The organism is Mesorhizobium sp. LNHC252B00, from assembly GCF_000502955.1.
GTDB lineage: Bacteria > Pseudomonadota > Alphaproteobacteria > Rhizobiales > Rhizobiaceae > Mesorhizobium.
Genome location: NZ_AYWO01000001.1, coordinates 44,138 through 62,810, shown reverse-complemented (window position 1 = coordinate 62,810; position 18,673 = coordinate 44,138). Strand labels below are relative to the sequence as shown.

At 63.2% G+C, this 18,673-nt stretch carries 19 protein-coding genes; 12 read left to right on the top strand and 7 right to left on the bottom strand.

Annotation, left to right across the window (positions count from 1 at the left end; translation table 11 throughout):
- Positions 1-12: 12 nt before the first annotated feature.
- Together X744_RS168760 and X744_RS168765 are read right to left on the bottom strand one after the other, a co-directional pair.
- Complete coding sequence (locus X744_RS168760) at positions 13-954, bottom strand: D-ribose ABC transporter substrate-binding protein (RefSeq protein WP_023756722.1); 942 nt, start codon at positions 952-954, stop codon at positions 13-15.
- A 327-nt stretch (positions 955-1,281) separates the two neighbouring features.
- Positions 1,282-2,109 (bottom strand): phosphogluconate dehydrogenase C-terminal domain-containing protein, encoded by an 828-nt coding sequence (locus tag X744_RS168765; RefSeq protein WP_023756721.1) that lies wholly within the window; start codon positions 2,107-2,109, stop codon positions 1,282-1,284.
- Positions 2,110-2,347: 238 nt separating this feature from the next.
- On the opposite strand from X744_RS168765, the gene X744_RS168770 reads away from it, so the two are divergent.
- The 3 genes from X744_RS168770 to X744_RS168780 are packed head-to-tail and all read left to right on the top strand — an operon-like array spanning position 2,348 to position 5,050.
- Positions 2,348-3,133, top strand: coding sequence for an SDR family oxidoreductase (locus tag X744_RS168770; protein WP_023756720.1), 786 nt, complete (start codon positions 2,348-2,350; stop codon positions 3,131-3,133).
- 10 nt (positions 3,134-3,143) lie between these two features.
- Positions 3,144-4,091 (top strand): 3-hydroxyacyl-CoA dehydrogenase, encoded by a 948-nt coding sequence (locus tag X744_RS168775; RefSeq protein WP_023756719.1) that lies wholly within the window; start codon positions 3,144-3,146, stop codon positions 4,089-4,091.
- Complete coding sequence (locus X744_RS168780) at positions 4,088-5,050, top strand: 3-keto-5-aminohexanoate cleavage protein (protein WP_023756718.1); 963 nt, start codon at positions 4,088-4,090, stop codon at positions 5,048-5,050. The genes X744_RS168775 and X744_RS168780 overlap by 4 nt, the downstream gene beginning before the upstream one ends.
- Positions 5,051-5,127: 77 nt before the next feature.
- Here the strand turns inward: X744_RS168780 and nanR are convergent, their stop codons facing one another.
- Positions 5,128-5,829: a transcriptional regulator NanR gene (gene nanR, locus X744_RS168785; RefSeq protein ID WP_280948930.1), complete on the bottom strand. Its 702-nt coding sequence runs from the start codon at positions 5,827-5,829 to the stop codon at positions 5,128-5,130.
- 200 nt (positions 5,830-6,029) lie between these two features.
- Here nanR and X744_RS168790 point away from each other — a divergent pair, with 200 nt between their 5' ends.
- The 9 genes from X744_RS168790 (at position 6,030) to X744_RS168830 (ending at position 15,634) form a co-directional block, all read left to right on the top strand.
- Positions 6,030-7,631 carry an ABC transporter substrate-binding protein gene (locus X744_RS168790; protein ID WP_023756716.1) on the top strand — a complete coding sequence of 534 codons (1,602 nt, stop codon included), beginning with the start codon at positions 6,030-6,032 and terminating at the stop codon, positions 7,629-7,631.
- A 91-nt stretch (positions 7,632-7,722) separates the two neighbouring features.
- A complete protein-coding gene (locus X744_RS168795; protein ID WP_023756715.1) occupies positions 7,723-8,679 on the top strand; it encodes an ABC transporter permease in 957 nt (318 codons plus the stop codon).
- Positions 8,672-9,580 (top strand): oligopeptide ABC transporter permease, encoded by a 909-nt coding sequence (gene opp4C / locus X744_RS168800; RefSeq protein WP_023756714.1) that lies wholly within the window; start codon positions 8,672-8,674, stop codon positions 9,578-9,580. The genes X744_RS168795 and opp4C overlap by 8 nt, the downstream gene beginning before the upstream one ends.
- 1,108 nt (positions 9,581-10,688) lie before the next feature.
- A complete protein-coding gene (locus X744_RS168805) occupies positions 10,689-11,603 on the top strand; it encodes an oligopeptide/dipeptide ABC transporter ATP-binding protein (protein WP_198032164.1) in 915 nt (304 codons plus the stop codon).
- Between the two features lie 28 nt (positions 11,604-11,631).
- Positions 11,632-12,528 carry a dihydrodipicolinate synthase family protein gene (locus tag X744_RS168810; protein ID WP_023756711.1) on the top strand — a complete coding sequence of 299 codons (897 nt, stop codon included), beginning with the start codon at positions 11,632-11,634 and terminating at the stop codon, positions 12,526-12,528.
- Between the two features lie 187 nt (positions 12,529-12,715).
- Positions 12,716-13,087 (top strand): hypothetical protein, encoded by a 372-nt coding sequence (locus X744_RS168815; RefSeq protein WP_245266352.1) that lies wholly within the window; start codon positions 12,716-12,718, stop codon positions 13,085-13,087.
- A gap of 68 nt (positions 13,088-13,155) precedes the next feature.
- Complete coding sequence (locus X744_RS168820) at positions 13,156-14,766, top strand: DUF6880 family protein (RefSeq protein ID WP_348626145.1); 1,611 nt, start codon at positions 13,156-13,158, stop codon at positions 14,764-14,766.
- 1 nt (position 14,767) lies between these two features.
- Positions 14,768-15,349 carry a hypothetical protein gene (locus tag X744_RS168825; RefSeq protein ID WP_023756708.1) on the top strand — a complete coding sequence of 194 codons (582 nt, stop codon included), beginning with the start codon at positions 14,768-14,770 and terminating at the stop codon, positions 15,347-15,349.
- A complete protein-coding gene (locus tag X744_RS168830) occupies positions 15,350-15,634 on the top strand; it encodes an FCD domain-containing protein (RefSeq protein WP_023756707.1) in 285 nt (94 codons plus the stop codon). It begins immediately after the preceding gene.
- A gap of 62 nt (positions 15,635-15,696) precedes the next feature.
- Here the strand turns inward: X744_RS168830 and X744_RS168835 are convergent, their stop codons facing one another.
- From X744_RS168835 to X744_RS168850, 4 genes are read right to left on the bottom strand one after another with little or no spacing between them, the layout of a single operon-like run.
- Positions 15,697-16,152, bottom strand: a complete 456-nt coding sequence (locus X744_RS168835) for a MaoC/PaaZ C-terminal domain-containing protein (protein WP_031259438.1) — start codon at positions 16,150-16,152, stop codon at positions 15,697-15,699.
- Positions 16,149-17,225: a Gfo/Idh/MocA family oxidoreductase gene (locus X744_RS168840; RefSeq protein ID WP_023756705.1), complete on the bottom strand. Its 1,077-nt coding sequence runs from the start codon at positions 17,223-17,225 to the stop codon at positions 16,149-16,151. Before X744_RS168840 ends, X744_RS168835 begins: the two co-directional genes overlap by 4 nt.
- On the bottom strand, positions 17,218-17,547 hold the full coding sequence (locus X744_RS168845; protein ID WP_023756704.1) for an L-rhamnose mutarotase: 330 nt from the start codon (positions 17,545-17,547) through the stop codon (positions 17,218-17,220). The genes X744_RS168840 and X744_RS168845 overlap by 8 nt, the downstream gene beginning before the upstream one ends.
- Positions 17,548-17,556: 9 nt before the next feature.
- The gene (locus tag X744_RS168850) at positions 17,557-18,669 is read right to left on the bottom strand and encodes a mandelate racemase/muconate lactonizing enzyme family protein (protein ID WP_023756703.1); all 1,113 of its coding nucleotides are present in this window, start codon (positions 18,667-18,669) and stop codon (positions 17,557-17,559) included.
- Positions 18,670-18,673 lie beyond the last annotated feature (4 nt).

The window sequence follows — 18,673 nt, the reverse complement described above, 5'->3', positions numbered from 1 at the left end:
AATCACGCTGGCTCAGTTGGTCAGCGCGAAGGTCTCGAGCTTGGCGGCATTCTCGCCATTGACCAGGACGCAATCCATCAGCTGCTTTTCCTTGGCCGGCGACTTCTTGTTCTTGATGAAGTCGTTGGCCTGCTCGACCGCCATCTGCGCCTGCGCGAAGGCCGGCTGCAGGACGGTCCCCTTGATGCCGCCCGAGGTGATGGAGTCGCGCACGTCGTTCGATCCGTCGAAGCCGACGACGATGACATCCTTGCGGTTCGCCGCGGCAAGTGCTGCATAGGCGCCCATCGCCATCGTGTCGTTGCCGGAGATGACGCCCTTGATGTCGGGGTTGGCCTGCAGGATCGATTCCATCTTGGAATAGGCTTCCGTCTGGCTCCAGTTGGCCGACTGCTGGGCGACCATCTTCAGATCCGGATAGTCGTCGATGACGTCGTGATAGCCCTTGGAGCGGATGCCGGCATTGGTATCGGATTCCTTGCCGACCAGCTCGACGAAATTGCCCTTCTCGCCCATCAGCTTGACGAATTCCTGCGCGCCGAGTTGGGCGCCCTGATAGTTGTTGGAGACGATCTGCGCCATGGCGACGCCGGTGGCGTTGATCTCGCGATCGATCAGGAAGGACGGAATGCCCGCATCCTTGGCCTTCTGTACGGCGGCGACTGTGGCGTCGGCGCCGGCATTGTCGAGGATGATCGCCTTGGCGCCACGACCGATTGCGGTGTCGATCAGCTCGGACTGCTTGTTGGCGTCGTCGTCATGGACGAGGACCAGCGCCTCGTAGCCGAGTTCCTTGGCCTTGGCCTCGGCGCCGACGGCTTCCGCCTTGAAGAACGGATTGTCGTGCGAGGGCGTGATGATGGCGATGAGATCCGCCGCACAGGCGGGCATCGCCGTGCCAAGCGCCAGCATGCCGGCGAAAGCCGCAAGCGTCATTCTGCGAGTGAGTTTCATGAAGTCCTCCCGTTTGAAAAATTACCTTGGTCAACCAAGGCCTCTGTCGGCATCCGAATTCGTCAGGCAGCGCGGGCGGCGGATCGCTTTCGGGCTAAAGAGCCGTTTGCCGGCTCCCCTCAGCGGATCGTTGCTCACCAGCCATCCTCCACTCGCCAGGCTTCGTACTCCCTGCGAAACCTTGTCGATCCGAGCCATGAACAGCTAAGCCAACTGGTATGATGAGTCAATCACTAATTCAGGTGACATGTGCCTGATGGCGGCAAACGGAGTGTCGGTAACGGTACGCCGACGCGTCGGGACGCTGCGCCAAGCGCATGTGCTCTTTCAGGTGATGCGCTGAATGCTTGCGGCGATCTCTTCCGGTTCGAAGACGCGCTTCCAGTCGTCACGCATCAGAACCGGCTTGCCGAATTCGATCGCCTTGTTGCAGGCGTCCGAGAACACGCCCTTGGTCTCGCCGAAGATGACGGCGCCGAGCACGTTCATATGGCCGAGCAGGAAGTCGAGCGCCGCCTGCTTGTCGACGCCGCGCGCCACGACCTCGTCGACGGCCTCCTTCATGACCACCAACAGCGAGGCGCAGACCGTCTCCGAAAGGCCAGGCTCGAGCAGCGCCATCTGTTCGACGGTGACGCGGTGCGAGCGCATGACCGGCGCCCAGATGATTTTCGCGATCGCCTCGCCCTTGGCGTAATCCTCTTCCGGTCCCTGCATCAAGGCGCTGACCATATGCTGCTTGGCCTTGACGCCGCCGAAATAATCCTTCTTGGCCGCCATGTCGGTCTCGTCATTGAAGATCGGCGGATGGCAGGGGTGGGTGACGAAATAGGTGAGGTCCGGCCGGTTCGGCAGATGACCGGCGAAAGGTGCCGCCGCGTCGAGCACCACCACCATCGTGCCCGGCGCCAGCTGGCTCTCGATGCTAGTCGCCACTTTGCCGATATGCGTGTCCGGAACGGCCAGGATCACCACGTCGGCCCCCTTGAGCGCCTCGTCGGCGCTCACCGCATCAAAACCCAGTCCGGTCTTCAGCCGTTCGCGGCCGGCCTCGCTGACCTCGACATGGCGTATCGTGTAGGGCGATCCGCGAAAATTGATCGACAGGCGGTAACCCATTTTCCCGCCGGCACCGAACAGCGCAATCGTTGTCATCTCTGGCCACTACTCCTGGTCTCATCCGACGGCATCGCCCGTCGTCAGCTTATCAACTGGTATAATCACACTACCATTCCTTGGCAATCCGATAACGGTGAATGCCCCAAGTCATGACTGCCGGTCTCCGGCCGCGCGTCCCCCGTTGCCCGTAGCTCGACCGGCTCTCACTTGCGCGGATCGCGTACCCACGTCAGTCTCGTTTCTATATAGTCAGGAATCTCGCTGGAGCTGTTGCATGCAGGACGACTTTCTGACCGGGCTGAAAGGCCAGCGCGTGCTGGTGACGGCAGGCGCTGGAGGCATCGGGTTTGCCATAGCCGACACGTTGTCGCGGCTCGGCGCTCGCATCATAGTCTGCGACGTTTCCGACGAGGCGCTGGCCGCTGCTCCCGGCAAGATCGATCTGGTCGCCGCGATCAAGGCCGATGTCTCGCGTGACGACGACGTCGACCGGCTTTTCGAGGCCGTTAAGGAAAAGCTCGGCGGTCTCGATGCGCTGATCAACAATGCCGGCATTGCCGGACCGACCGGCGGTGTCGAGGAGATCGATCCGGCGGACTGGCGACATTGCATCGACATCTGCCTGACCGGCCAGTTCCTGTGTGCCCGGCGCGCGGTACCGCTGATCAAGGCAGCGGGCGGCGGCTCGATTGTCTCGATGTCGTCGGCGGCCGGCCGGCATGGCTACGCCTTCCGCACGCCTTATTCGGCGGCGAAGTTCGGTGTCATCGGTTTCACGCAGAGTCTCGCCAAGGAGCTCGGGCCGCATGGCATAAGGGTCAACGCCATCCTACCCGGCATCATCGAGGGGCCGCGCATCGAAGGCGTCATCTCGGCACGTGCCAAGCAGGTCGGCATCAGCCATGAGGAGATGAGGGATCGCTATCTGCAGAACATCTCGCTGCGCCGCATGACCAGCCCCTATGATGTCGCCGCGATGGTCGCCTTCCTGCTCTCCGATGCGGGGATCAACATTTCCGGCCAGTCGCTCGGCGTCGACGGCAATGTCGAAACACTCTGAGGAATAGTCCATGGCCAATGTCGCGATTGTCGGAACCGGGTTCATCGGGCGAGCCTGGGCGATCAGCTTTGCCCGTGCCGGCCATAATGTGCGGATGTGGGATCAGTCGCCCGCCGCGACTGGCGGCGCCCGCGACTACATTGCCGGCGTGCTTGGCGATCTCGCTGGGAACGACCTCCTGCGAGGACAGGCGGTCGACGCCGTGGTCGGCCGGATCGCAATCGTCGCCGAGTTGGCGGAGGCGCTGGCCGGTGCAGCCCATGTCCAGGAGAACACGCCCGAAAACCTGGAGGTGAAACGTGGCGTATTCTCTCTGATCGACAGGCTTGCCGATCCGCAAACGATCATCGCCAGCTCCACCTCGGCGCTCTTGCCATCGAAATTCACCGACCATCTGCAAGGGCGCCATCGCTGCCTGGTCGTGCATCCAATCAATCCGCCCTATCTCATTCCGGCAGCCGAGGTCGTGCCGGCGCCGTGGACGTCCGCCGAGGCGTTGGAAAGGACCCGCGCCTTCCTCATCGATGCCGGCCACGCGCCGCTCGTGATGAAGCGCGAGCTCGACGGCTTCATCATGAACCGCTTGCAAGGCGCATTGCTTGAGGAAGCGTTCCGGCTTGTCGCCGACGGTTACGCCAGTGTCGAGGATGTCGACATCGGCATCCGCGACGGACTGGCGCTGCGCTGGTCATTCATGGGTCCGTTCGAGACAATCGATCTGAACGCGCCCGGCGGCGTGCGCGACTATGTCGAGCGCTATCAGTCGATATATTCGAACATATTTCCGCAGATGCTGCGCCGCGTCGACTGGGCGGGCGAGGTGATGAAGACCGTCGAAGCCGACCGCCGCGAACGCTTGCCGCGCGAGAACCTCGGCGAGCGGCAGGTATGGCGCGACCGCCGGCTGATGGCGCTGGCGGCGCACAAGAAAAAATCGGACCAGGAGTACGGACAATGATCGAGACGACCCGCAAGCCCGGCGTCCAGCAGACCAAGGGCAAGGTCATCATCACCTGCGCGGTGACGGGCGCGATCCACACGCCGACCATGTCGCCCTATTTGCCGATCACACCCGACCAGATTGCCTCGGAGGCGATCGCCGCGGCGGAAGCCGGTGCCGCGATCCTGCATCTGCATGCTCGCGACCCGGAGACCGGCAAGCCCGACCAGACGCCGGAGGCCTTCGCCCGCTTCCTGCCACGCGTCAAGCAAGGCACCAAAGCCGCCATCAACATCACCACCGGCGGCAGCCCCTACATGAAGGTCGAGGAGCGTGTGCGCCCGGCCGCCCAGTTCAAGCCCGAGGTCGCCTCGCTTAATATGGGTTCGATCAATTTCGGGCTCTATCACCTCGCCGACAAATATGAGACCTTCAAGTTCGACTGGGAAAAGCCGCATCTGGAAGCGACGCGCGACCTCGTCTTCCGCAACTCGTTCAAGGACATCGAGTACATTCTGGCGACCTGCTACGACAATGGCACGCGCTTCGAATTCGAGTGCTACGACATCGCCCATCTCTACAACCTTTCCCATTTCGCCGACCGTGGGCTGGTGAAGCCGCCCTTCTTCGTGCAGTCGGTGTTCGGGCTACTTGGCGGTATCGGCACGCATCCCGAAGACGTGGCTCATATGAAGCGCACGGCCGACCGGTTGTTCGGCGACCAGTTCCGTTGGTCGGTGCTGGGCGCCGGCGCCAGCCAACTGCGTATCGCCGCGCAATCAGCCGCACTCGGTGGCAACATCCGCGTTGGGTTGGAGGACAGCCTGTGGGCGGGCAAGGGCAAGCTTGCCAAATCGAACGCAGAACAAGTGCTCCTAGCCCGCAAGATCATCGAAGGGCTCGGCATGGAAGTGGCGACGCCCGACGAGGCACGTGAAATCCTGTCATTGAAAGGCGGCGACAAGGTCGCTTTCTGACGCGGCCCGACCAATCGCTGTGCGGCGCCAAATACCGAGATGACGGCATGAAGATCGAAGCGTGAAGACAGGCGAGCCTAGTCGGGTTTCGCCAGACCCGAATTGAACTTGCGCCGGGCGTTTTCCAGATGCTCGCGCATCGCTCGGCCGGCAGCTTCCGGGTCGTGCCGCTCGATGGCCTCGAACACGGCTTTATGGCCGGCAAAGCTCCTGCGGTTCTCCACCTCGGTGTTGGCCATATGGATGCGCTGGTTGATCAGCCATTCCACCAGCGCTTCGTGCGCGGCGAGGAAGATCGGGTTGCCGGGAATCGCGGTCAACACCCGGTGAAACGCCACATCGGTGACAGCGAAGGCGCGGGCGCGCGGGATGGCGCGCTCGTTCTCGGCAAGTGCCGCCGCCAGCGCATCGACCTGTTCGCGCGTCGCCGCCTCGGCGGCATGGCGCGCGATCGAAACTTCGAGGAACAGCCGCAGCTGCTCGAAATGGCCGATGCCGTCGGGCTGGTCCATCAACAGATGGGCCGTGCCGGTCAACTGCTCCAGCATGTTTTTCGACGTCGGCCGCGTCACCTTCGGCCGCTCGCCGCTGTTGATGCGCACCAACCCCATTTTCTCCAGCGCAAACAGCGCTTCGCGCACCGAGGGGCGCCCGACATCGAACATCGACATCAGGTCGCGTTCGGACGGCAGCGAGGCGCCGACCGCATAGACCTCGTCGCGGATCATCTCCTCCAGGCGGAGGCGGACTTCATCGGATAATTTTTTTCGAACCGGCATATTGTGCATGGTCTACCTTTTAAGCTATTAGACCAGTCGCCGCAAGCGAGGACTTGCGGAACCGATGGGTTTGGAGGAGGTCGCCGCCGGCCAATGGCGCGGCGGTCGGCGCGGCAGGCGAGGGTCTGACGCGGGAGTAGGCCTGGAGCAGGGGCATCGCCCCGATTTCGGCCGGCGGAAAGCAATGGGAGGAGGATTCCATGAGACGACTGCTGATGAGCCTTGTGCCGGCGATGGCGCTGATGTTTGCCGCAGTGATCGCCAAGGCCGAGGGGGGCGGCACGTTCCGTTCCGCCGTGCGCACCGGCTGCATCGAGATGGGAACACTGCACACCACGTGCGGCCATAGGCTCGACGAGACCGTGCTGCAGGGACTGGTCCACATCAAATGGACGGGCGATGGCGTGCAACCGATGCTGGCCGAAAGCTGGAAGACGCCCGATGGCGGCAAGACCTATGTCTTCAGCCTGCGCCATAGCGTCAAATGGCATGACGGAACGCCCTTCACCGCCAAGGACGTGGTGTTCAGCCTCAACCTCTACGCCAACCCCAAGGTTGGCTCGCCTTGGGCGCAGAAGCTCGGCTCGGTGGCCGGATACAAGGCTTTCCAGGATGGCTCGGCCTCCTCGCTTGCCGGGGTCAAGGCGCTTGACGACACGACCGTCCAGATTGAACTCGACAGCGCCAAGCCTCTCTGGGTCGAGCTGCAGCTTATCGCGATCAGCATCTTTCCCGAACACATCCTCGGCAAGGTCGCGCCCGGCGATATCAAGGGCAACGCCTTCTGGGTCAACCGCGTCGGCACCGGCCCGTTTATCTGGAAGAAATACGAAAGCGACCAGTATGTCGAGGTCGACCGCAATCCCGACTATTTCCTCGGTGCGCCGAAGCTCGAGCGCATCATCTACCAGATCTACAAGGACGTGCCGCCGATCATCGCCGCACTCGAAACGCAGGAGGTCGACGCCATGTCCTATGAGGGCGGTGGCGTGCCCATCTCCGAACTCGCCCGGCTGCAGAAGCTCGACTATTTGACGGTGCTGCCGAAATTCTCCGCCGGCTTGCCGACCTACTTGCAGTTCAACCTGGAGAACAAGCGCTTTGCCGACGTGCGGGTGCGTCAGGCGATGCTCTACGCCATCGACCGCAAGGCCATCATCGAGACGGTCAAGCAAGGCGCCGGCGAGCTGTCGAACACGCTGTTTCCGCAGGATTGGGCACGCGCCAAGGACCTCGAGCCCTACGACTACAATCCCGACAAGGCCAAGCAATTGCTCACCGACGCGGGCTGGGACGGCAGCCAGCCGGTCGATTTCATCTACTACTATTCCGACCAGATGAATGTCGACACCGTCACCGCCATCCAGAGCTATCTGGCCGCAGTCGGCGTCAACATCCAGCCGCGCCTGCTCGATCCGGCGGCAATCAACCAGACCTATGCCGACGGCAGCTTCCAGATGGGCTTTTTCGCCAACGGTATGGGGCTCGATCCCTCGCTCGGTTCGCCGGTCGTCGTCTGCGGCGCAAAACCACTCAGCATGGGCTATTGCAATACCAAGGTCGATGAACTGTTCAACAAGGGGCTGGAATCGACCGACCGAGCCGTGCGTGCCGAAAGTTACCAGGAAGCGTCACGCATCCTCAACGAGGAGCTGCCCAAGGCCTGGCTGTGGAACGAGGTGCGGCCGCTGGCTTTCAACAACCGCATCGTTGGCCTGGCGCAGCACTTCAAGGAGCAGCCGCTCGTGATCTTCAACCACCCGGTCTACAACGAAGTCGAGAAGTGGGAAGTGGCAAAATAGGCCGCTGCGTAGACGCCCTCATCGGTTGGTCATGAGGTGGAACCTCATGACCAACCGCCTCAACAGCCGCCTTCAGCGATAGGAGAAGCCGGTGCTCAGCTATCTCATGCGCAAGCTGCTGCTCAGCATCCCGGTGCTGTTCGGCGTCACCGTCATAGTCTTCGCGATCGCGCATGCCATGCCGGGCGACGCCGTGCTGGCGATGATCACGGCGGAGGCGCCGTCGAGCGAGGCGCTGATCGCGATGCGGCGCGGCGAGCTCGGCCTCGACCAGCCGTTCTACATCCAATACCTCAACTGGATCGGCCAGATCCTGCACGGCAATCTCGGCCGCTCCTTCGTCAACGGTCGCAGCGTCGGCGATATCATCGGCGAGCGCCTGCCGATGACGCTGGAGCTGATGGCGGTGGCACTGCTCGTCGCCTTCCTCATCGGCACCACGCTGGGCGTGATCTCGGCGCTCCGGCAATACAAGTTGACCGACTATTCGCTGACGCTGGGCGGCTTCGTCGGCGTGTCGATCCCGGATTTCTTCATGGGGCTGCTGCTCGTCTACGTCTTTGCGCTTGAACTGCGCTGGCTGCCGTCGTCGGGCATCTCGACGGCGGGCGACAACTTCTCGCTCCTCGACAATCTCAGGCACCTGATCCTGCCGGCGGCAGCACTTGCTTTGTTCCGCGCCGCCATCTTCATGCGCTATGCCCGCGCCGGCATGCTCGACGTGCTGAACCAGGACTATATGCGCACCGCCAAGGCCAAGGGCCTGCGGCCAAGCACGATCACGCTGCGCCACGGTCTGCGCAACGCGTTGATCCCGCTGGTCACTGTCTTCGGCCTCGCTTTGCCGACGCTGTTCGGCGGCTCGGTGGTGATCGAGACGATCTTCCAGTGGCCGGGCATCGGCCTGATGTTTATCGATGCGGTGGTCAACAGGGATAGCCCGGTCATCATGGGCTATGTGCTGCTCACCGCCATCATCGTCATGCTGGCGAACCTTGCGACCGACCTTGCCTACAGCGTGCTCGACCCGCGGGTGAGCTATGACTGACGTCACCGCCGCCGATGTAACGATCGCTGTCGGCGTCTCGCGCGGCCTGTGGGCCGAGGCGGTCCGCCGTTTCCTCAATCACCGTCTGGCGACGCTCGGGCTGATCATGCTCGCCATCATCGTGCTCGCCTGCATGCTGGCGCCGCTGATCGCTCACTACGGCCCCAACGACATCGATCTGCGCGGCCGCAACCAGCCGCCCGGGGACGTGCATTGGCTGGGCAGCGACGGCACCGGTCGCGACATCTTTGCCCGCATCCTCTATGGCGGCCGCATCTCGCTGACGGTCGGCTTCGTCGCGGTGGCGATCTCAGCGGCAATAGGCATCTTCATCGGCTGCATTGCCGGCTATTTCGGCGGCAAGGTCGACCTCTTGCTGATGGGCGTGATCGACATGGTGCTGACCTTTCCACGCCTGGTCATCATCATCGCCTTCGTCGCAGTGGTCGGCCCGAGCATCTTCAACACGATGGTGGTGATCGGCCTGCTCAGCTGGCCGTCCATCGCCCGGCTGACGCGCGGCGAGATCCTGGCGCTGCGCAACCAGGAATTCGTCCTCGCCGCGCGCTCGCTCGGTACCTCGCCGTCGGTCATCATTCTCGAACACATATTGCCCAACGTGCTGGGCCCGATCCTGGTGGCGATCACGCTCGACGTCGCCACCGTCATCCTGCTCGAAGCCTCGCTGTCCTTCCTCGGCCTCGGCGCGCAGGCGCCGGCGGCCAGCTGGGGCAACATGCTGCGCGATGCCCGCACGCTGTCGATCCTCGAGAGCCAGCCCTGGATGTGGATCCCGCCCGGCGCGATGATCGCGATGGCCGTGCTCAGCATCAACTTCGTCGGCGACGGCCTACGTGACGCGCTCGACCCGCAGCACATCATGGGCGGTGGTGGCAAATGATGGAGGCCAACACGCTTTCCGTCGACAGGGCTGCAAAGGGGATAGGACAGCAAGCTGTGCTTTCCGTACAAGGCGTAAGCGTCGAATTCGGCCCCAAAGGCAGCTCCGTCTATGCCGTCAACGACGTCTCCTTCGATCTTGCCGAAGGCGAGTCGCTGGCCATCGTCGGCGAAAGCGGCTCCGGCAAGTCGGTCACCGTGCAGACGCTGATGGGCCTGATCCGCAAGCCTCCCGGCCGGGTCACCTCCGGCCGTGCGTTGTTTCGAGGCCGCGATCTGCTGGCCATGCCCGACAGCGAACTGCGCCAGATCCGCGGCCGCGACATCGCCATGATCTTCCAGGATCCGATGTCGTCGCTGAACCCGGTGCTGACCATCGGCCTGCAGCTGACCGAGGCGCTGCGCGAGCACCAGGGCCTGAGCCAGCCACAAGCACAGCGCCAGGCGCTCGACATGCTGGATCTCGTCGGCATTGCCAACGCGCCGCAGCGCATGCGCGCCTTTCCACACCAGTTCTCCGGCGGGCAATTGCAGCGCATCGGCATCGCCATGGCCTTGGTTTGCAAGCCGTCGATCCTGATCGCCGACGAGCCGACCACGGCACTCGATGTCACTATCCAGGCACAGATCGTCGAGCTGGTCGCTCGCCTGCAGAAACAGCTCGGAATGGCGATCATCTGGATCAGCCATGACCTCAGCCTCGTTGCCGGCTTCGCCGATCGCGTCGCGGTGATGTATGCGGGCTCGATCGTCGAATGCGCGCCGGTCGATGAGCTGTTCTCGGCAACAACGCACCCCTATACGATCGGCTTGTTGAATTCGATTCCATCGCTGACGGCGGCAAACACAAGGCTGGTGCCGATCAAGAGATCGGAAGAGCACACGTCTGAACTCNCCGCGAGCAGAACCCGCCACTGGAAACGGTCGGCGCCGGCCACACCGCCGCATGCTGGCGCTGGCGGCAAGTCGAGCGATCGCCGCGTGCGCCGGCAGCCGCGCCAAGCGCGGCACCGGCCGCGACGCTCCAACAAGAACCGCTGCTCGTCGTCGCCGATCTCAAGGTGCATTTTCCCATTCGGCGCGGTGTGCTCAGGCGACAGGTCGGCGCCGTGCATGCCGTCGATGGGGTGAGTTTCAAGGTGATGCGCGGCGAGACTCTGGCGCTGGTCGGTGAAAGCGGCTGCGGCAAGTCGACGACCGGCCGCGCGGTGCTCGGGCTCGAGCCGCCGAGCGCCGGCAGCATCGTCTTCGAGGGCAGGGACTATGCCGCTGCGACAGGCGAGCAGCTCAAGCTGCGCCGCCGCGACATGCAGATGGTTTTCCAGAACCCGTTCGGATCGCTCAACCCGCGCATGACGGTCGGGCGCATTATCGGCGAGGGGCTGCGTGCGCAGAAGATCGGCACGCGCGCCTCGCGCGATGCCCGCGTCAGTGAATTGCTGGCGCTGGTCGGCTTGCGGGAAGCGCTGCGCGACCGCTACCCGTTCGAGCTCTCCGGTGGCCAGCGCCAGCGTGTCGGCATTGCCCGCGCTCTGGCGGCCAATCCAAAATTCATTATTGCCGACGAGCCGATCTCGGCGCTCGACGTCTCCATCCAGGCGCAGATCGTCAATCTGCTGGACGACCTCAAGGCGCGCCTCGGGCTGACCTATCTGTTCATCGGTCATGACCTGTCGATGATCCGCTATCTCAGCGACCGTGTCGCGGTGATGTATCTGGGCCGGATCGTCGAGATCGGCACCACGGCAGGGGTGTTCGGCAGCCCGCTGCACCCGTATACACGCGCGCTGCTGTCGGCGATCCCGGTGCCCGACCCCAAGGCCGGTGGTACACGCCGGCGCATCGTGCTGGGCGGTGCGGTGCCCGATCCGTCGAAGCCACCGCCCGGTTGCCATTTTCATCCGCGCTGTCCGATGGCGAGCGACATCTGCGCGAGGGTGACGCCGGAGGTGCGCGATTTCGGCTCACCCATCACCGGGCAACATCTCGTCGCCTGCCACCATGCAGGCGAGGCCACACAATGAAATTTCCGAACGGACTGAGGATTCCCAAATGACCAAGGAATTGGCGGGCATGTATGCCGCCTTGATGACCGGACTAAGCGATGCCGGCGAATTCGATCCGCAGCGCCAGCGCAACATTAACGACTACGTCCTGCGCCAGGGCCTGGCCGGGCTCTATGTCGGCGGCAGCAGCGGCGAATCTGGCCTGCTGACGGCGGACGAATTGCTGGTTCAGCAAGAGGTGGTGTTCGCCAGTGCTGCAAGCACCGGCACCAGGCTGATCGCTCATGTCGGCATGCCGAACCTGCGCGATTCCATCCGCTTGGCACGGCAGGCGCAAAAGCTCGGCTATCACGCGCTGTCGGCGCTGCCACCGCATTCCTATCCATTCTCCGACGAAGAGGTCTTTGGCTACTACCAGGCGCTGGCGGCGGCGACGGACCTGCCGCTGATCGTCTACGAAATCCCCTTGCGCACCGGCCGGCCGCTGCCGCTCAACCTGCTGGTCCGACTGCTCGATCTGCGCAATGTCATCGGCATCAAATACACCTCCACCGACCTGTTCAAATATTCGCTGCTGCGCAAGCGGCAGCCGCAAAAGCTGTTCTACTACGGCTTCGACGAGATCTATGCCGCCGCCGGCATGCTCGGCACCGATGGCGGCATCGGCACCACCTACAATCTGCTCGGCAGGCTGTACCTGGCGATTGACCAGGCGATCCGCGCCGACGATCTGGCACGGGCGAAAGTGCTGCAGATAGTATCGCAGGACTTCGTTGAGGTGCTGCTGGAAACCGGCGTCCTGCCGGGCATGAAAGCGGCGTTCCGCGTCATCGGCGTCGATTGCGGCCCGACCCGCGCGCCGATGGCGCTGGCTGTTGCCGACGCCGAAGAGCGGATGCGCGCGGTTCTCGCTCGCCCGGCGGTGAAAGAGTGGCTGGCGTGAGAGGAGTTGGCTGAAAGATACGCAGCCGCCGAATGCGAAGAGACCATCGGGCAGTTCCCGCAAATTCGGAGGCATCTTGCCTCAAAAGGATTGCCTCACCGGATCGGTCGATTATCATAAACGGCGATAGCCGCATGGCTGAGGGCAGCACCACAGCGCTCTTGGCGGCGATAGCGGGAACGCGATGGTGTGGGTCAAGAAACTTTCGGCCGACGAGAAGCTGGCCATCGCCGCCGACTGCGAGCGTTTCATCGCCGATGTTCTGAAGCCACGGTTAATCCACGGCCAGCCGAATCGGCTCGACCATCCGTTAGACATTTTCGGCAAGTGGCGAGGAAGCAAATACGGTTTCTCCGCGCGCTACCGTTCGGATGACGGTGAAGAATTCAACGCTCCCTTCGCCCGGCTCGACCATGTGGAGGAGCATCTCGCCGAGACCCGGTTCGACCTCATGTGGCACAGGCACACCGGAACATGGTGGCGGCTGCATTCGACCGTTACGTTGGACGAGGCCCTGCGTCTCATCTCGGCTGACTCGAGGCTTCAGCCGCCACTATGAACCGCAAGAACAGTCGTCCCCGTTTCGATGTCGATGCCCTGCACGACCTTGTCGGCAGCAAGGTGTACTTGCGCGGCGAGGCCTACTGGCGTGACGGGCTGGTGCGACTGCTGACCGTCGGGCCGAAGCGCGTGCTGGCGCAGGTTGCCGGCACGGAGGACTATCGCGTTGAGCTGATGGGGCGTGCAGAGTCGGTCGACGGCACCTGTTCCTGCCGCGCCTTCGAGGATTGGGGCTATTGCAAGCATTTGGTGGCAACAGCGCTAGCGGCAAATGCGGTAGTCAGCGACGCTGAAGCGGAAAGCCTCGACGTCTTCGCGGGCATTCGCCAACATCTGGAGAGCAAGGACATCGCGACGCTCGTGGAGATGATCATGGATTTTGCCGAGCGCGACCCGATCCTGTTGCGTAAGCTCGAAATGGCCGCGCTCGCTACACATGGTGACGAGAGGACTCTCGAGGCGCGTCTGGGCAAGATGATTGACGGCGCAACCGCCACGAATGGCTTCGTGGACTACCGCGAGGCGTCCAACTGGGCCCAAGGCGTGGACGAGGCGCTCGACGTGATCGCCTCGGTCTCGAGCAAGCATGCGGCCATCGTCATGCGGCTCGCTATGCGAGCCATCGATCGGATCGAGGCTGCTATCGAGGGCGTGGACGATTCCGATGGCCATTGCGCCCCACTTCTCGACCGGGCATGCGAAATTCACTGCAACGCTGCCTTGGAGGCGCCTTGCGAACCCTTGTCCCTGGCGCGTGACCTTTTCGCCCGCGAGATGAACGGTGACTACGACACCTTTGCTGGCGCGGCCGGGGTCTATGGCGACATCCTCGGCGAGGAAGGATTGGCTGAATACCGTCGCCTTGCCACCGAGGCCTGGGATGAGCTGCCCGCGACCGCCAGCAGGAACCGGGCGGGTCACATACTGTCTGGGGACCATTTCAGGCTCCAGGAAATCCTCGACTTCTTTGCCGAACGCGATGGCGACGTGGAGGCGCGCATTGCGCTTCGCGCCAAGCATCTGTCCTCACAGCAAGCCTATCTGCAAATCGCCAAATTCTGCCTCTCGCAAGGTCGTGCGGAAGAGGCTTTGCGCTGGGCCGAGGATGGCCTGTGGATGTTCGAGGATGACCGACCTGACGAGCAGCTCGTTTTCTTTGCAGTCGACCTGCTGACCGCAGCCGGTCGCGATGCGGACGCTGAAGCGCATCTGTGGCGCGCATTCGAGAAGGCGCCGAGCCTGAACCTGTGTCAATGGCTGTGCAAGTCGGGTGGCAAGGAGGCGCGCGATCGCGCGATCGAGCGTCTCCAATCCAGACTGGCGCGCGAGAAGCCGTCCGCTTGGCATTATCCGGCCGATCTGCTTATCAGCATCCTAATTGAGGAGAAGCAGTTTGATTTGGCGTGGGCGAATACGCGCGCACATGGCGCTTCCGAGGGGCTGAAGGAAAAGCTCGCGCAGGTCAGTGAAGCCACTCATCCGCGCGAGGCATTGAAGACTTATGCGGAACGCGTCAACCAACTGGCCCAGTTTGGCGGTAACGGCGCCTATGCCGAAGCGGCAGCCCTGATCGGCCGTATGGCCGGTCTGCGCGGCGCGTCCGAACATGCCGCGTATCTGGCGGATGTAAAGGCCCGCTTCGGCCGCAAGCGCAATTTCATGAAACTGTTGGCCTGACATGCGGCGCGCGGCGATTGACGAGCAAAATCGCTACATGCTGGAACGCCAGCGGCAGTTCCGCGCTGCGGCTGATGTCGTCACCGATGCCTGGACGCGCTTCCGCGAGGTGGGGGCGGTGGCCGTTATCGGCTCCGTCGCGAAGCCGCTTTGGAAAGAGGTGCCGCGCTTCAGCGAATTCCGGCGCGAACGGATCGAGGTCTGGCATGAATGCAGCGATCTCGATCTGGCACTCTGGCTCGACTCGCAGGAACGCCTCGGCGAACTGCGCCGCGCCGCCGCGCTTGCCCTGCGCGAGGCCTTTGAGAAGGGAACAGGGATCAGCGTTGCCGATCACCAGTTGGATGTTTTTCTGATCGAACCCGGCAGCGACAATTACCTGGGCCGGCTCTGCAAGTTCAGTTCATGTCCGAAAGGAAAACTCGACTGCCTGGCTCCCGGGTGCGGGGAGGTCGCCTTCAACAAGCGCATCGTGGACTTCACGCCGCATGACGATCTGCTCGCCCCTGCCCAAGGCGCGATGCTCTACAAGCGTGGTCTCGGCCGGGTGCGCTCCGCGCTCGACCTGCCGCAGACTGGCTGAATGCCCGGAGGGCTGGACGAGCCACGCCTCTACGATGCCTGCGGCAACCATCGACTGCTCGGCCTGATCGAGGCGCACCACAATGCGGCCGATCGCTACGTTCGCATCCTGCTGTCGAACCTGGACTATCGCAACCGCTCGCAGACGGAGCACCGCGACTTGCTGGCTGCCTGCCGGCGACGCAATGGCGAGAAAGCCATAGTCATCCTGAGGCAGCATCTTCGCGAAGGAAGCGAGACGCTGGTCAGCGCGATCAGGGAAGATGGCCTGTCGCGAAAATCCTAGTTTGAGGCGTCGCTCGGATTCTTATGCCGGTTGGGCCACGGTCTCATAGACAGCGGTGAGTCTCAGCCCTGCGCGGGCCTGCGTTCGACGATGTAGATGTGGTCGGCCGCGAGCACCACTTCGCCGCGCTGATTGATCACCTCGCAGCGCTCGATCACCCGTCCTGAACCTGGCCGCTTGGGATCGCCTTCCTTGGCCGCGATGGTGGTGCGCGTGCGGATCGTGTCGCCGATGAACACCGGCTTGATGAAGCGCAGCCGGTCATAGCCGTAGGAAAAGGCGACAGGGTTGACGATGGTTGCCGTCAGCCCGATACCGACCGAGAACACCAGCGTGCCGTGGGCGATCCGCTGGCCGAACGGCGTCGTCTTCATGAACTCCGCGTCCATATGGTGCGGGAAGAAATCGCCGGTGTGGCCGGCATGCACGACAAAGTCCGTCTCGGTGATGGTGCGGCCGCTGGTAAGGCGGGACGAGCCGATCTCATAGTCCTCGAAATACTGGATCTGTTCCATCAGGGCCTTTCCGCGATCGGCGTCGCCGGTGCCGCGCTCGACTGATACGCGGCCTCGACCAGCGCCATCGTGCTCCATGCGTCCTCTACCGGACTGATCAGCAGAACATCTTCTCCGGCAGCAAAACGCTGGACATTGGCCATGCGGCCGACGAAGGCGTCGGGGAACCATGCTCCGGCCAATGGCACCGCGACCCAATCCGTTCCGCCTTTTGGGTAGATCTCCAGCACCTCCGCTTCGCCGCGCGGATAGTCGAGGTTGAGGCCAAGCTTGAGATAGGCCGCGCCCTCGGTGCCGCAGATGCGGAACTCGGAGGCTTGGTGCCGGCGACCGAACTTGTGATCGTGGTTGATCGACAGCGCGCAGCGCACGGTGTCGCCATAGTCGAGAATGGCGCTGGTGCGTGTCTGCGCCACCCTATGGTTGGGGTGGCCGAGCGTCTTGGCGTGCACGCCGCGCGGGTCGCCAAGCAGCTGCCGGATCAGGTCGAGATAGTGGATCGAGTGCATGGCGATCTCGACGCGCGGTGCCTTGAGCAGGAACTCCCACAGCTCCCACGGTGTCGCCAACGCCAGCCAGGCATCGAAGTCGACGATCTCGCCGAGCCAGCCCTTGGCGATGGCATCCTTCAGCGCCAGCATCATCGGTGCGAAGCGCCCCTGGAAATTCACTGCGGCCTGCAGCTTCTTGGAACGGCAGATCTCGAGGATTTCGGTTGCCTCGGCAAGGTGGCCGCCCATCGGCTTCTGGATCAGCGCCACGGCGCCGTCAGGTAATGCTTTCAGCACATCGGCATGGCGGGTGGGCGGCGTCGCGAGGTCAAAGATCGCACCCTCGACGGCGGCCGCTTCCTCAAGTGTGCGAAAGGCCGTCACGCCCCATTGGCTAGCAAGCTTTTCCGCTTTGGTGTGATCGGGATCATAGAGCCCAGCGACGGGAAAGCCGGCCTTCCGGTAGGCCGGGAAATGCGCGTCCCCGACAATCGAGCCGGCGCCGAAGGTGACGATCGGCCGGGGCTTGGAGGGTTTGGGCCATGACTGTACGAGCAAGGCAGGGTCGAAACCGCTTTCAGTCATGATGGAAGACCTCGTCCATATCAGCCCACCATTCGCCTTCCCTGCGCGTCGCCAGCGGTTCCTGGCAAGGCATGCAGACCGCCCACCATTCCTGTGTCCTGGGGTCGGCAGCCATCTTGGCCATGTCGGCTTCGTAGTCGGTGCCATGGTACTCGAAGGTGCTGAACAGCAGGTTCTCCGGCCGCTTCAGGTAGATCGAATAGTTCTTGATGTTGCAGGCCGAGATCATGGTCAGCACGTCGGGCCAGACGGCGGCGTGCAGGCGGACATACTCCTCGACTTTTTCCGGCTTCAGCCCCAGAACCATCCCCATCCGCTGCATGCCCGTCTCCTATTTCGTGATCGCCGTGGTGAATTCGGCGATGCTCATGGCCTTGACCGCGTCCCAGTCCCAGTCGATGCCGATGCCCGGTTCGTCCGGCGCCAGCGCCTGGCCATCTTCGATGCGTATGCGCTTGCCGGTCAATTGGTCGAGTTGCGGAATGTACTCGACATATCTGCCGTTCTGAACAGCGCAGGTCAGGCTGACATGCAGTTCCATCAGGAAATGCGGACAGACCGGAATGTCGAAGGCCTCCGCCGCATGGGCAATCTTGAGCCAGGGCGTGATGCCGCCGATGCGGCCGACATCGACCTGCACGATCGAGCAGGCGCCTTTCTGCATGTATTCGCGGAAATGGCGGATGGAGTAAAGCGACTCGCCGATGGCGATCGGCGTCGGCGTCGAGTTCGACAGCCGCACATGCCCATCGATGTCGTCGGCCGGCAGCGGCTCCTCGATCCAGGCGAGGTCGAGTTCGCGCAGCCTCGCCGCGCGCCGGATCGCCTCGTCGATCGAGAAACCCTGATTGGCGTCGGTCATGAGCTCGTAGCCATCGCCGACCGCCTTGCGCACCGCCGACAGGCGGGCAAGATCCTCCGAACCGTGCGGCCTGCCGATCTTCACTTTTGAGCCGCGAAATCCCTTGGCCTTGGCGGCCAGCGCGTCGTCGACCAGTGCCTGCGTCTCGATATGCAGCCACCCGCCTTCGGTCGTGTAGAGCGGGCAGCGGTCCTTGGCACCGCCGGCCAGTTTCCACAGCGGCAGGCCCTGCTTCTTCGCTCGCAGATCCCACAGAGCGGTATCGATCGCCGCGATCGCGATTGCGGTGATCGCGCCGATCGTCGTGGCATGCGTGGCGAATTCGAGATCGTGCCAGATCGCCTCGATCATTTCGGGGTCGCGGCCGATCAGGCGCGGCACCAGATGGTCGGAGAGGAGCCGCATCACCGACGAGCCGCCGGTGCCGATCGTGTAGCTGTAACCGGTACCGACCGCGCCGTCGGAATCCGTGATGGTGACGATCGGCGTTTCCTGGCTGACGAAGCTCTGGATCGCGTCGGTGCGCTTGACCTTGGGCACAAGGTCCACCATGCAAAGGTCGACTTTCTCGATTTTGGCCATGCCG

What these genes read in the sequence shown, in the direction of transcription:
- X744_RS168760 (WP_023756722.1), bottom strand. Translation starts at nt 954, where the DNA reads ATGAAACTCACTCGCAGAATGACGCTTGCGGCTTTCGCCGGCATGCTG.
- X744_RS168765 (WP_023756721.1), bottom strand. Translation starts at nt 2,109, where the DNA reads ATGACAACGATTGCGCTGTTCGGTGCCGGCGGGAAAATGGGTTACCGC.
- X744_RS168770 (WP_023756720.1), top strand. Translation starts at nt 2,348, where the DNA reads ATGCAGGACGACTTTCTGACCGGGCTGAAAGGCCAGCGCGTGCTGGTG.
- X744_RS168775 (WP_023756719.1), top strand. Translation starts at nt 3,144, where the DNA reads ATGGCCAATGTCGCGATTGTCGGAACCGGGTTCATCGGGCGAGCCTGG.
- X744_RS168780 (WP_023756718.1), top strand. Translation starts at nt 4,088, where the DNA reads ATGATCGAGACGACCCGCAAGCCCGGCGTCCAGCAGACCAAGGGCAAG.
- nanR (WP_280948930.1), bottom strand. Translation starts at nt 5,829, where the DNA reads ATGCCGGTTCGAAAAAAATTATCCGATGAAGTCCGCCTCCGCCTGGAG.
- X744_RS168790 (WP_023756716.1), top strand. Translation starts at nt 6,030, where the DNA reads ATGAGACGACTGCTGATGAGCCTTGTGCCGGCGATGGCGCTGATGTTT.
- opp4C (WP_023756714.1), top strand. Translation starts at nt 8,672, where the DNA reads ATGACTGACGTCACCGCCGCCGATGTAACGATCGCTGTCGGCGTCTCG.
- X744_RS168810 (WP_023756711.1), top strand. Translation starts at nt 11,632, where the DNA reads ATGACCAAGGAATTGGCGGGCATGTATGCCGCCTTGATGACCGGACTA.
- X744_RS168825 (WP_023756708.1), top strand. Translation starts at nt 14,768, where the DNA reads ATGCGGCGCGCGGCGATTGACGAGCAAAATCGCTACATGCTGGAACGC.
- X744_RS168830 (WP_023756707.1), top strand. Translation starts at nt 15,350, where the DNA reads ATGCCCGGAGGGCTGGACGAGCCACGCCTCTACGATGCCTGCGGCAAC.
- X744_RS168840 (WP_023756705.1), bottom strand. Translation starts at nt 17,225, where the DNA reads ATGACTGAAAGCGGTTTCGACCCTGCCTTGCTCGTACAGTCATGGCCC.
- X744_RS168845 (WP_023756704.1), bottom strand. Translation starts at nt 17,547, where the DNA reads ATGCAGCGGATGGGGATGGTTCTGGGGCTGAAGCCGGAAAAAGTCGAG.
- X744_RS168850 (WP_023756703.1), bottom strand. Translation starts at nt 18,669, where the DNA reads ATGGCCAAAATCGAGAAAGTCGACCTTTGCATGGTGGACCTTGTGCCC.